Origin of the sequence: Gordonibacter pamelaeae (assembly GCF_003340385.1) — a bacterium.
GTDB lineage: Bacteria > Actinomycetota > Coriobacteriia > Coriobacteriales > Eggerthellaceae > Gordonibacter > Gordonibacter pamelaeae.
In genome coordinates this window covers 414,445-428,036 of the sequence record NZ_PPTS01000002.1, presented here as the reverse complement: position 1 = coordinate 428,036, position 13,592 = coordinate 414,445, and the positions used below count along the sequence as shown (strand labels likewise).

General features: G+C 67.1%; 7 protein-coding genes. 5 read left to right on the top strand and 2 right to left on the bottom strand.

The genetic code is table 11. From position 1 onward, the window contains the following. Positions 1–43: 43 nt before the first annotated feature. The 5 genes from dnaE to C1877_RS04445 all read left to right on the top strand — a co-directional run bounded on the left by dnaE (position 44) and on the right by C1877_RS04445 (position 9,293). Entirely contained in the window at positions 44–3,508 is a 3,465-nt protein-coding gene (gene dnaE / locus C1877_RS04465; RefSeq protein ID WP_015540397.1) for a DNA polymerase III subunit alpha, read from the top strand. A 97-nt stretch (positions 3,509–3,605) separates the two neighbouring features. Continuing rightward, positions 3,606–4,457 carry a tRNA pseudouridine(38-40) synthase TruA gene (truA, locus tag C1877_RS04460; protein ID WP_114568565.1) on the top strand — a complete coding sequence of 284 codons (852 nt, stop codon included), beginning with the start codon at positions 3,606–3,608 and terminating at the stop codon, positions 4,455–4,457. 103 nt (positions 4,458–4,560) lie between these two features. Beyond that, positions 4,561–5,523 carry a hypothetical protein gene (locus C1877_RS15435; RefSeq protein WP_220149895.1) on the top strand — a complete coding sequence of 321 codons (963 nt, stop codon included), beginning with the start codon at positions 4,561–4,563 and terminating at the stop codon, positions 5,521–5,523. A gap of 98 nt (positions 5,524–5,621) precedes the next feature. Then, entirely contained in the window at positions 5,622–7,634 is a 2,013-nt protein-coding gene (arsS, locus tag C1877_RS04450) for an arsenosugar biosynthesis radical SAM (seleno)protein ArsS (protein ID WP_220149894.1), read from the top strand. 147 nt (positions 7,635–7,781) lie between these two features. Beyond that, positions 7,782–9,293: an SLC5/6 family protein gene (locus C1877_RS04445; protein WP_220149893.1), complete on the top strand. Its 1,512-nt coding sequence runs from the start codon at positions 7,782–7,784 to the stop codon at positions 9,291–9,293. 152 nt (positions 9,294–9,445) lie between these two features. Here C1877_RS04445 and asnB read toward each other — a convergent pair whose 3' ends face one another. Together asnB and C1877_RS04435 are read right to left on the bottom strand one after the other, a co-directional pair. Further along, positions 9,446–11,428 carry an asparagine synthase (glutamine-hydrolyzing) gene (gene asnB / locus C1877_RS04440; protein WP_114568488.1) on the bottom strand — a complete coding sequence of 661 codons (1,983 nt, stop codon included), beginning with the start codon at positions 11,426–11,428 and terminating at the stop codon, positions 9,446–9,448. Between the two features lie 131 nt (positions 11,429–11,559). Then, positions 11,560–13,389 carry an amidohydrolase gene (locus C1877_RS04435; protein ID WP_015540390.1) on the bottom strand — a complete coding sequence of 610 codons (1,830 nt, stop codon included), beginning with the start codon at positions 13,387–13,389 and terminating at the stop codon, positions 11,560–11,562. Positions 13,390–13,592 lie beyond the last annotated feature (203 nt).

Sequence of the window (13,592 nt, the reverse complement as noted above, 5' to 3'; positions counted from 1 at the left end):
ACACCCCACCAAGCGCATTTCTGACTGATTAGAGGCACAAGATATGGCATTCGTCCACCTGCACAACCATACCGAGTATTCCCTGCTCGACGGGCATACGCACATCTACGACATGGTCAAGCGCGCAGCCGACCTCGGCATGCCGGCCGTGGCCATCTCCGACCACGGCGTGATGTCGGGCGTGCCGCAGCTGTGCGAGATGTGCGACAAGGTGGAGGAGGAGACCGGCAAGCGCGTCAAGCCCATCTACGGCTGCGAGGTGTACTTCACCACCGACGAGGAGCTCAAGCGCGACGGCAAGCCGAAGCTCTACCACCTGCTTCTGCTGGCCAAGACGAACGAGGGCTACCACAACCTGGTGAAGCTGGTCAGCGAGTCGCACGTCGACAACTTCTACTACAAGCCCCGCACCACGTTCTCCATGCTGCAGAAGTACGGCAAGGGCATCATCGGCTCGTCGGCCTGCATCGCCGGCATCATCCCGAAGCTGCTCGACAACCGCCAGTTCGACGACGCCGTGGCGTGGGCCAACAAGTTCGCCAGCTGCTTCGAGCCGGGCGACTTCTACATCGAGCTCCAGAACCAGGGCATCCGCACCGACGCCGGGTTCACGCAGACCGAGCTCAACCACATGCTCACCGACGTGGCCCGCGCCGCCGGCCTGAAGACCATCGCCACGAACGACTTCCACTACCTCACGAAGGAGGACGCGAAGGCCCAGGACTACATGTTGTGCGTGGCCCAGGGCGCTGCCGTGAACGACGAGAAGCGCATGCGGTTCTCGAACGACGAGTTCTACATGAAGTCCGAGGAGGAGATGCGCGAGGCGCTGAAGGACTTCCCTGAGGCCTGCGACACCACGGTGGAGGTGGCCGAGAAGGTGGACGTGGTGCTGGAGCGCGACTCCATCCTCCCGCGCTTCCCCTTGCCCGAAGGCGAGACCGAGGAGAGCTACTTCCGCCGCCGCGTGCAGGAGGGCCTGGTCAAGCACTATGGCAGCCCGGTGCCGCAAGAGGCGCAGGAGCGCGCCGACTACGAGATGGGCATCATCATCCAGCAGGGCTTCCCGGCGTACTTCCTCATCGTGCAGGAGTACATCGAGTGGGCGCGCAGCCAGGGCATCGGCGTGGGGCCGGGCCGCGGCTCGGCCGCAGGCGCCATCGTGGCCTACGCCATGGACATCACCGCGCTCGACCCGCTGTCCAACGGCCTGCTGTTCGAGCGCTTCCTCTCGCCCGAGCGCGTGGAGATGCCCGATATCGACGTCGACTTCGAGCAGGGCCGCCGCGAAGAGGTCATCAACCACATCAAGGACGTGTACGGCGAGGACCATGTGTCCCAGGTCATCACGTTCGGCACCCTGCAGGCCAAGAACGCCGTGCGCGACGCCGCGCGCGTGCTGGACTACCCGTACAACACGGGCGACCGCATCTGCAAGCTCATCGGCGACGAGCTGGGCATCACCATCGACAAGGCGCTCGCCACGAACCCCGACCTCAAGAAGGCGTACGAGACCGAGGAGGACGTCAAGGCCGTCATCGACGCCGCGAAGTCCATCGAGGGCCACGTGCGCGGCGAGGGCGTGCACGCGTGCGCCACCATCATCTGCCGCGACCCCATGGCCGACCACGTTCCCATGAAGCGCGACACCAAGGGCGGCGGCATCATCACCCAGTACGACGGCCACTACACGCCGGAGCTCGGCCTGCTGAAGATGGACTTCCTGGGCTTGCGCACGCTCGACGTGCTCTCCATCGCGTGCCGCAACGTCGAGCAGCGCTTCGGCACGAAGGTGGTCCCCGAGGAGATCCCGATCGACGACGAGGCCGCGTTCAAACTCATGCAGTCCGGCAACATGGACGGCCTGTTCCAGGTGGAGGGTGCGCTGTACGTGAGCCTGTTCGCCCGCCTGCCCCCCACGCGCTTCTCCGACATCGTCGCCTCCATCGCGCTCAACCGTCCGGGCCCGCTGGAGTCCGGCATGGTCGACGACTACGTCAAGGTGGCCAGCGGCAAGACCCAGATACACTACTACGACGACCGTCTCCGCCCCATCTTGGAGGAGACGTACGGCACCATGGTCTACCAAGAGCAGATCATGCAGATCTCCATGGCCATGAGCGGCTTCTCCGCCGGCAAGGCCGACAAGCTGCGCAAGGCCATGGGCAAGAAGAAGCTCGACGTCATGCGCGCCCTGCAGGAGGACTGGAACACGGGCGCCGTGGAGAACGGCTTCTCGCTGGCCATCGCCAAGCAGATCTGGGAGGATGCCGAGAAGTTCGCGAAGTACGCGTTCAACAAATCGCACTCCGCCGCCTACGCCATCCTGGTCATGCGCACGGCGTACCTGAAGGCGCATTACCCGAACGACTTCATGGCCGCCGTGCTGTCGTCCTACATGGGCAACACCGACCGCCTGATTCGCTACATTGCCAGCTGCAACCACAACGGCACGCCCGTGCTGCCGCCGGACATCAACTCCTCGAACGCGGAGTTCACGCCCACCGACGACGGCATCCGCTTCGGCCTGGTGGGCGTGCGCGGCGTGGGCGCGAACGTGGCCGAGGCCATCATCGAGGAGCGCGAGGCCAACGGCCCGTACACGAGCCTGCACGACTTCGTGAACCGCCTGGATGCGAAGTGCTACAACCGCAAGACGCTCGAGGCGCTCATCAAGGGCGGGGCGTTCGACTCCACCGGCTACACGCGCAAACAGCTCATGTACTTCGTGGACGAGACGCCGCTGCTGGAAAGCGCGTCGAAGCGCCAGAAGGACCGCGACCGCGGACAGGTGTCCATGTTCGACCTGTTCGGCGACGATCCCGACTCCGGATTCGAGGAGGAGGTGCCCGAGCCCGACGGCGTGGAGTGGCCCAAGCGCCAGCTTCTGTCCTACGAGAAGGAGATCATGAAGATCTACGTCTCGGACCATCCGCTGCGCCCATACGAGGGCACCATCGCCCGCATGACGAAGTTCCAGCTGGGAGACCTGGCCGAGCGCACGAAGGAGATCAAGTCCGCCACGTTCGTGGGCATGATATCCACCGTGGTGACGAAGCTCACGAAGCGCGGCACGAAGATGGCCACGTTCACGCTGGAGGACACGACGGGGCACATCGAGTGCATCTGCTTCAAGTACGACGAGAACGCCGAGGCCATCCAGGAGGATGCCATCGTCAAGATCAAGGGCAAGTTCGAGCACAGCGACCGCGGCAACCAGATCATGGCCTTCGAGGTGGAGGCCATCGAGCTGAACGAGGCTGACGCGCGCCCGTCGCATCTGGAGCTGAAGGTGTCGTCCGCCGACTTCAACCAGGCCACGTCGCAGCGCTTGAACCGCATCCTGAAGTCCTATCCGGGCCGCGACGGCGTGGTGCTGTTCGTGAGCCAGGGCGACGGCCGCAAGTTCCGCGCCGAGCTGCCGGTGACGGTGGACGCCCGCTCCCAGATCATGCTCTCGGAGATTCAGGACCTGTTCGGCCGCCCGGTGTGGAGCCGCGCGTCGTAGGGGAGGGCCGCCCGCCGCGGCGTTTCATTACAGTTTGGCAAGCGGAAACCGGTCGCGCTTCGCAGGGCGGCCGGTTTCGTTTATGATGGAGCGCATCATGACTCAGACTACTCAACATACCCAGACGCGCCCTGCCGGATCCGCTGCGGGAGCTCTTGCCGCCGCCGACGGAGAGCGCCCGGTGCGCGAGCACACCCTCGCGCTCACCCTCTCGTACAACGGCGCTCCCTTTTCCGGGTTCGCTCGGCAGCCCGGCCAGCTCACCGTGCAGGGCGACGTGGAGGCGGCCCTCGAGCTGCTGTTCCGCCGGCCCATCGAAACGACGTGCGCCGGCCGCACCGATGCGGGCGTCCATGCGCTCGGCCAGGTGGTGAGCTTCGACGTGGACGACGTCGACATCGCCGGGCGCTCGCTGCCCAGCCTGCGCCGCTCGCTCAACGCGCTCACGAACGACGCCATCACGGTGCGCGAGGTGGAGCCGAAGCAGAAGGGCTTCTCGGCCCGCTTCGACGCCCAGGCGCGCGAGTACCACTACCACCTGTGCGTGGACAGCACGGCGCCCATCTTCATGAAGGACTTCTCGTGGTTCGTGCCGGGCGGGTTGGACGTGTCGGCCATGGAGGCCGGGGCCCAGTACCTGCTGGGCGAGCACGACTTCAAGAGCTTCTGCATGGCGGCATCGGCCGTGGGCAAGCCCACGAACCGCAACGTGCGCGAGATATCGTTTCATCCCGAGACGGTGCTTGGCGAGAACATCCTGGCCATCAAGGTGGTGGGCAACGCCTTCCTGCACTCCATGGTGCGCACTATCGTGGGCACGCTCGTGATGGTGGGGAAGGGCCAGCGCCCCTCGTCGTGGGTGGGCGAGGTGCTGGAAGCGCGCGACCGGCAGGCGGCCGGCGAGAACGCTCCCGCGCAGGGCCTCGTGTTCTGGCGCGTGATCTACTAGCGGTCCTGTTCCGCTGCGCCCGGGCGAGGAGCCTCGCCGGATCGGGATGCGTGCTATACTGGACGAACGCTTGTATCAACCACCTGTTCGGTAAAAGGAAGCCATGCTGTTCGGTAACACGCCAGAGAAGCGCATCGCCCGCGAGGCCGACAAGGTCGCGTCGCTGAAAGAGGATCTGGACGCGCTCTCGTGGGGGCGGGTGCTCGACATAGGCAGGGAGCTCCAATCCAAGGGTGCCGAAGGCGCCGAGCTGGGCGCCGAGCTGGTGTCGATAGCCCAATCGAACTTGTCGCTGGCCACGCGCCTGGACATCGATCCGGCTCCGCCCGAGAACCGCGTGATGGCATCGGGCGTAGAGATAGTCGAGGGCGGCCTGGCAGAGGCCGCGCTGGCCGTGGGCGAGACGGCGGATGCCGATGCCGACACGTTCGACCCGCAAGAGCCCGTCGAGGAGCTTGCGTTCCGCTCGACCACCGAGCTTCCGATTGCCGTGCCGTCGTTGGCGCATGCCGTCGAGGTGCGGGCGGTGCGCACGGAGGCCGCGGTGGATGATTGCGAGGAGGCGGGCGAGCCGCTTTTCGATCCCGAGCCGGCGCCGGAACCATCGTTTGACGTGCCGGTGGCGGAAATCGCCACCCTTGGCACGCCTTCCCCGTGCGAGCCTTTCCCAGAACCAGAACCAGAACCAGAACCAGAACCAGAACCAGAACCAGAACCAGAACCAGAACCAGAACCAGAACCAGAACCAGAACCAGAACCAGAACCAGAACCGGAACCGGAACCGGAACCGGAACCGGAACCGGAACCGGAACCGGAACCGGAACCGGAACCGGAACCGGAACCGGAACCGGAACCGGAACCGGAACCGGAGCCGGAACTCGTGGCGGGCGAGCCGGCGGCTTGCGGCGGGGATGCGCCCGATGAGGCCGGCGAGTGCGCCGAGCGCCCGCAGCGCGCGCGGTTCGCACGGTTCCGCAACCTGTACGAGAGCCGCGACGGGGCCCTGTGCGTGTTCGAGGACGAGCACGGCCATCTGGTGGCGGTGGACGCTTCGAAGCTCGCCTAGCCGAGCGCCCTGTTTTCGCCAACCTATCGTTGGCATTCCGCGATTATTGGATATAATCCTATAGTAACGAGAACCGCAGCGAGAAAGGACGCGCTCCCATGTCGTCATGCTCCGTGTCCGGCCAGGTGCGCCGGGTGTTCAAGGATGCAGGCCGGGTCTGCCCGGTCGACTACCGCTTGGCCCCCGACGCCTTCGCTGGCGGCCCCGAGGTTGCGTGCGACGTGCTGTACGTGGTGGGAGGCCTGTACGGCAACCCGTTCGCGCTCGACGCGGTGGACCGCCTGGTGGCGGCCGAGCAGGGCGACGTGCGCGTCGTGCTGAACGGCGACCTGCACTGGTTCGACAAGACGGCCGAGAACTTCGCCGCGCTGGAACGGCGGGCGGCGCGCTACACGCCGCTCGTGGGCAACGTGGAGGCCGAGCTGCGCCGCCAGGTGGACGTGGGCGTGGGGTGCGGATGCGCCTACCCGGACTGCACGGGCGACGATGCGGTGAGCCGCTCGAACCGCATCCACAAGAAGCTGTCCGAGGCCGTGGATGCGCATCCCGAACTCAAGGAGCCGCTGGCCGGCCGGCCCGCAACCTGCACGGTGGGCGTTGCGGGCAGGAAGGTGGCCGTCACGCATGGCGACGAGCAGCTGATAGGCGGCTGGGCCTGCTCGCGCGAGTCGCTGCAGGACGTGCTGCGCCAGGACGAGCTCGACCGATGGATGGCTGCCAACGACGTGGACGTGTTAGCCACTACGCACACATGCGCGCCTGCGGCGCTCTCGCTCGCGCGCGGGCTCGTGGTGAACAACGGGGCAGCCGGCCTGCCGAACTTCGCCGGGCAGCATTTCGGCCTGACCGTGCGCGTGGCGGCTGCGCCGCACCCGGACGCGCTGTTCGGCGCCGAACGCGACGGCCTCCACGTGGAGGCCGTGCCGGTGCGCTACGACCGCGACGCCTACCTCGCCTGGTTCGACGGCCTGTGGCCGGCGGCCAGCCCGGCAGCCGTGTCGTACCGCAGCCGTATCGTGGACGGCGCGGACGACCGGCTGGAGGACGCGCTGCTCGGCGGCTTTCGCCGCGGCCCGTCCGCCCGCACCGACGCCCCGCCGCGGCGCTCGCGCGCCACGAAGGACGACGTGGAGCTGGCACTGGCCGGGCTCGTGTACTTCGAGGACGTCGTGGACGATTCCTCCTGTCTGCATACGGCGGGCGAGCCGTCTACGATCCAGGTCAACGTCACGGCCCGCTGCAACCTGGCCTGCGCCCACTGCCATGTGGAGTCCGGCCCGCACCGCACCGAGGCCGCCGACCGCGCCGTGCTCGAGGCCGTGCTGGCCGTGGCCGCGCGCCCCGGCATCGACACGGTAGACGTGACGGGCGGCGCGCCCGAGCTGCATCCCGACTTCGCCTGGTTCGTCGAGCGCGCCTCCGGGGTCGCCCGCGTCATGGTGCGCACGAACCTCGTGATCCTGCGCGACCCTGCGTACCGGCCGCTCATGGACCTGTACGCCCGCTTGGGCGTGGAGGTGGTGGCGTCGCTGCCCAACGTGCACGACGCGCAGGCCGAGCAGCAGCGCGGCGGCGGCACGTTCGACCCGAGCATCGAGGTGCTGCGGGAGCTGAACGCGCGCGGCTACGGCCGCGACGGCGAGCACGTGCTGGACCTGGTGTTCAACCCGCAATGGCCCGTGCTTCCGCCCGACCAGGCCGAGCTCGAGGCCGTGTATCGCCGCCGGTTGGCCGCGCTGGGCGTGTCGTTCGACCACCTGTTCGCCGTTGCGAACAACCCTATCGGGCGTTACGGTGCGCACCTCATCGACACCGGAGCGTTCGACGGCTACCTGAACCTGCTCATCGACAGCTTCAACCAACAGGCGTGCGACGGGATGATGTGCCGCCGCCAGCTGTCCGTGGGCTGGGACGGGCGCGTGTACGACTGCGACTTCAACCAGGCGCTCGGCCTGCCCGTGCGCCGCGAGGACGGCGGCGACCGCACGGTGTTCGACTACGCGGCCGACCCTGCGCTGCCGCTCGCGCGCCCCATACGCTTCCGCAACCACTGCTACGCCTGCACGGCCGGCAGCGGCTCGAGCTGCGGCGGCACCATCGTGCGGGGATAGCCCCCGCCGCGCCGCCGCCTGGCTTGCGCGACGCCGCCCGCTTCGCCGGCCGCCGGGCCATCTTTCTAGTTGACATACCATATTAGTAGATATAATCTAATACTAGCATCAATCAAGTTAAGCGATCGTACGTAAGGGGACGGCTGCATGGATTCGACCACCGGGATCTTCTTCTGGGGATTCCTCATCATGTACGGCATCGTGATGTTCCTGCTCTCGCCGAAGACCGTCAGCCTGGGCGGGTTCTTCAAAGGCGAGGACAAGCAGGGCCGCGCCGCCAACCCGTGGATGATCACCGCCTCCATCTTCATTGCGTGGATCTTCGCGAAGTCGGTCACGAACGCCGCCAACATGGGCGCGAACTTCGGCATCGTGGGCGGCATCGGCTACGCCATGTACTGGCTGTGCATCCCGCTGACCGGCTGGGCGCTGTACCGCCTGCGCCGCAAGTTCAAGGCTACGGGCATGATCAGCTTCCTCACCGAGCACTACGGCATCGCGGCCGCGTTCTGCTTCTCTGCCGCCATACTGGTGCGCCTGTTCAACGAGGTGTGGTCTAACACGTCGGTCGTGGGCGCGTACTACGGCGCGTCCGGCTCGGCGCCGTTCGTCATCGCGGCGCTGCTGTTCACGGCCATCACCGTGGGTTATTGCTGCTGGGGCGGCATGCGCGGCTCCATCATCACCGACGTGGCGCAGGCCATCCTGTTCGCGGTGCTGCTCATCGCCGTGCTCGTGTGGGTGGTGCCGATGCACGACCTGTCGGATTTTGCGACGTCCGGCACGTGGACGCTCGGGGGCGGCGTGGACTTCATCATAGGCGCGGGCCTGCAGTGCCTGTCGTACGGCTTCCACGATGCCGTGCTCACCGACCGCGGCTTCATCTGCGAGGAGAGGAAGATGCTCAAGAGCTTCACGGTGGCGGGCCTTCTGGGCTTCGTGGCCATCGTGCTGTTCTCGCTCATCGGCGTGCACGCCTACCTCGACGGCATGAGCATCGCCGGTTCCAGCGCGCCGGTCGTGGTGGCGCAGAGCCTGGGCATTGTGGCGTTCTTCATGATGGCCGTCATCATGATTGCCACCGCCGGCTCCACGCTGGACTCCACGTTCAGCTCGCTGGCGAAGCTCACGGCGCGCGACCTGCCGGGCATCCTGGGCCGCACGCCCAAGATGAACCCGCGCATCATCGGCATCGTGTTCATGATCATCTTCGGCATCGTGGGCAACCTGCCCATGATCATGGGCGCCGATATCATCGCAGCCACCACCATCTCGGGCACCATGATCATGGGCCTGGGCCCCATCTTCCTGATGCACGGCGTGGTGAAGCCGACGAAGGTGGGCTTCCAGCTGGCCTTCTGGATAGGCATGGCGCTGGGCATCGTGGACACGGTGGCGCCGGCCGCGCTCGCCTTCATGAACGTCGGCGACGGATCGTACGCGAACTTCCTCGGCGTGAACCTGTGGGGCGCCGTGGTGTGCTGGGCCGCCTATATCGTGCCCGGCCTGGTGGCGCAAGCGGCCGAGAAGCGCGCCGGCATCGAGCCTGCGTGGAAGGGCCGCACGAAAGAGGAGCTGGCCCAATATGACGCGGACGTCAGGCGACGCGAGCTGGGCGTCGACCTGGACCCCGAGGACCTGGCCCCCACAGGAGCGTAGGAGCCGCAGGAAACGCCCCGCACCCGCGGGGCGTTTCCTGCGGCAAAGGGCGCACCGGCGCCCCTCCGGTCGGGCGATCGAAGGGGCGCCGGACCTCGCACTCATCCGCCAATGGGAAGCGCCTCGCGAACCGCGAGGCGCTTCTTCTTTCGCTACGCCGCCGGCTTCTCCGGGGCCTTCTGGTCCACGAAGTAGATCTTGTACCACATGAGGAACATGTAGACGATCCAGATCTTGCGGGAGCGGTCGGCGCCGGCCTTGTGCTCGTCGAGCAGGCGCACGAGCTCGCCGGTGTCGAAGAACTTGGCGGCGATATCGCCCGTGAACCACGCCTTGATCTCGTCGTAATAGCGCTCCTGGCGCAGCCAGTTCACCACGGGCACGGGGAAGCCCAGTTTCTCCTTCTGCGCCCAGTCCTTGGGGATGGCGCGCTCGGCGGCCTCGCGCAGCGTGAGTTTCGTCTGCTCGCCGTTCGCCTTCAGGCGGGTGGGGATGGTGGCCGACACCTCGAACACGCGCTTGTCCAAAAACGGCACGCGGCTCTCCAGCGAGTGCGCCATCGACATCTTGTCGGTCTTGAGCAGGATGTCGCCCACGAGCCAGAAGAACAGGTCGACGTACTGCATGCGCGTGGTGTCGTCGAGGCCCGCGACCTCGGCGTACGCCGGCGCGATGAGCTCCTGGGGGGACGCTGGGCGCAGCACTCCCGCCGCGCGCTTGCCCGCGCGCAGACGCTCGCGCTCCTCGGGGCTGAACGCAACGCCGTTCGCGTTGGTGTAGTACCAGTCCTCGGGCCGCTCGCTCGCGCGCTCAAGGTAGTTCGCGCCGCGCACCCCCAGCGCCCGAGCCGCCTTCGACGCGCCCTTGAGCAGGCCCTTCGGCGCCCAGGACAGCTTGGCGTTCGCGAACGGCGTCTGGTAGATGCGGTAGCCGCCGAAGAACTCGTCGGCCCCCTCGCCGGAGAGCACCGCCTTCACCTGCTCGGCCGCTATCTGGTCCACGAAGTAGAGCGCCACGGCGCTCGGGTCGGCCGAGGGCTCGTCCATGTGCCACTGCACGCGCGGCAGGCTCGCCCAGTACTCCTCCTCGCCGATGTGCTTGGAGCTGTTCGCGATGTGCAGCTCGTCGGCCAGCTCGCGCGCCCAGGTTATCTCGTCGCGCCCGCCCTCGTACTCGGCGAAGCCCACGGTGAACGTCTTGATGGCGGGGTTCTCCTTGGCCAGGCATGCGGCCATGTAGCTGGAGTCGATGCCGCTCGACAAAAACGAGCCCACCTCCACGTCGGCCACGTTGTGGTAGCGCACGCTCTCGCGCATGGCGGCGTCGATGGCCTCCACGGTGTCCTCGCGGCTGCGGCCCTCGTCGAAGGCGTACTCCGGGCGCCAGTAGCGGCGCATCTCGACGGCGCCGTCGGCGCGCACGGTCATGCAGTGGGCGGGGGGCAGCTTGAAGATGCCCTTGAAGAACGTCTCGTCGAGCGCCGAGAACTGGAAGCACAGGTACTGCTCGAGCGCGTCCTCGTTGAGCGCGCGCTCGTAGGCGGGGTGCTCCAGGATGCACTTGATCTCGGAGGCGAAGATGAGCTGCGGTCCGGCCGCGCCCTGCTGCACCGTGTAGTAGAGCGGCTTGATGCCGAAGAAGTCGCGCGCGCAGAAGAGCTCGCGGGAGGCGCGGTTCCAGATGGCGAACGCGAACATGCCGCGCAGGCGGTCGAGCACGCCCTCGCCCCAGGCGAGGTAGCCCGTGAGCAGCACCTCGGTGTCCGAGCTCGTCTGGAACTCCCAGCCCTCGGTCTCGAGCTCCGCGCGCAAGTCGCGGTAGTTGTAGATCTCGCCGTTGAACACGATGGCGTAGTCGCCCTTCGCGGCGGCCGCCTCAGGGCTCGCGCAGGGCGCGCCGTCGGGCATGAGCGCGGGGGAGGTGACGGCGGAGGCATGATCGCCGGTCGCGCGCACCATGGGCTGGTTGCCGCCCTCGAGGTCGATGAGCGAGAGCCTCCGGTGCCCGAGCGCGATGCCGTCGTCTATGTACTGCCCCTCGCCGTCCGGGCCGCGATGCGCCATGACGTCGCACATGGCCTTCAAGATGGGCAGGTCGGCCTCGACAGCCCCGGTGAACCCGCAGATTCCGCACATGGATGGTTCTCCTTCTCACGTTCGTCTGCAACCATGATAGTGGAAACCGCGCGAACCCCCAAGCGCCTCGCGCACCCCTCGCCAAAACCGCAGATTTGCCTTTTGGGCCCGCGCGGAACGAGGGAGCGGGGCTATTCCTTGGGGTCCGTAGCCTGCGCGGCGTCGAAGATCTTCTCGCCGCGCAGGTAGGTGGCGAGCACCTTCGTGTCCTTGATGGCAAGGGGGTCGGCGTCGAGGACGTTCTGGTCCACCACGATGAAGTCGGCCGACTTGCCGGGCTCAAGCGTGCCCGTCTCGCCTTCCAAGCCCAGGGCCCAGGCGGCGTCGGCGGTGAAGCTGCGGATCATCCGCTTGATGTCAACGCGCTCTTCGGGCCACAGCAGGTAGGCGGGATCGTCCATGTCGGTGATGTTGGGCACGCCGTAGGGCTCGCCGTCCACGAGGTTGCGCGTCACGCCGAACTGCATCGCGTAGAAGGGGTTGGGGTTCGAGGTCACGGGGAAATCGGAGGCGGAGACGAGCGTCGCGCCCGCATCCGCGAACGACTTCATCGGGTACATCTTCTCGGCGCGCTCGCCGAGCGCCGGGCTTTCCTTCGATTCCCAGTACTGCGGCTCCTTGAAGTGCCAGTAGGGGTCGGCCACGGCCGTCACCTCCAGCTCGGCGAAGCGCGGGACGTCGCCCTCCTTCACGAGCTGCAGGTGGGTGATGGCGTTGCGCTCGTCGTCGTCCGGCACGTTCTGCTCGGCGTACTCGATGGCGTCGAGCCCCATCGTCACGGCCTCGTCGCCGATGGCGTGGATGTGCGCGAGCATTCCGGTGCGGTTGATGGCCGCGACCGCCTGGTTGAGGGCGTCCTGCTCCCAGCCGGTCTCGCCGTAGCTGGAGGGGTCGTCGGTGTAGGGCTCGGACAGCAGGGCCGATTCGTTGTCCATCACGCCGTCGACGAATATCTTGCCGGCGATCACCTTGAGCGCGTCGCCGTCGTACTTCTTCTTCAGCTCCTCGAGCTTGGCCAGGTCCTCGTCGGTCTGCCAGCTGGTGACGATGCCCGCGCCGCGCACGCGCATGGTGAGCTCGTCGCGATCCGCGAGCGCCTGGTAGCCCTCGTAGGGCACGGGGAAGAAGCCGTTGCCGGGCGGCGTGAAGAGGGACGTGTAGCCCAACGCGTTGAGGCCCTGCAGAAACGCGGCCAGCCCGTCGGCAACGTTCTCCTGGTTGACGGGGTACTTCGAGGTCAGCGACATGGCGGAGTCGGCCAGCGTGCCCCACAGTCCGCCGTCCGCGTCCTTGTAGATCGCGCCGCCGGGCGTGGAGGGCGTGTCGGGCGTGATGCCGAGGTACGCGAACGCCTTCGAGTTCAGCCACGCGCCATGGCCGTCGAACGAGTACACGAGCAGCGGCTTGTCGGGGCTGATCTGGTCGAGGCGCTCCTTCTTGGGCCCCTTCTCCAGCTCCTCGCCGGGGTAGAGGCTGGCCATGTAGCCGTAGCCCAGGTACGTGTCCTTCTCGGGATGCGCGTCGACGTACTCCTTGATGGCGGCGAGCTCCTCTTCGGCGGTGGAGAGGCCGACGAGGCTGAAGTCGAAGAAGTCGGGCGATCCCGAGTGGATATGGCCTTCGATGAGGCCCGGCAGCACGAAACTGCCCTGGAGGTCCACCACCGATCCGGCCACGTCCTTGTATGCCTGGCCGTCGGCCGCCGAGCCGGCGAACACGATGCGCCCGTCCTTCACGGCCAGGGCCTCCACGATGTCGTCCTGATCGTTCACCGTCGCGATGGTCCCGTTCTCGAAGTACTGGTCGGCCCTTTTGGCTGCCTTTCCCCGGTTGACATGCGCGGCGCCGTTGTCGGCGGGCTCGGCGCAGCCGTAAAGGCCGAAGCCGAGCGAGGCGAACGCGAGCGCGCTGCCGGCAATGAAGGAGCGGCGCGAGATGCACGTGATCCCGGGTTGGTCCATGGGGTCCTCCGTTTCGGTAGGTCGGGGCCGCTGCGGCCCCGATACGCTTGCAGGGGAACCAGTATCGTTGGCGCGAGCGCCTTGCCCGGGTTGCGGGGCAAGGGGTCACAGCGGGGTTGCCCAACCGTCTGCGGGCCGTCATGCGCCGCGTGGGTCCCGGCGGCTTTGGAGGAGGCCCGGACCGTTCCGGATCGCTCCGGCGT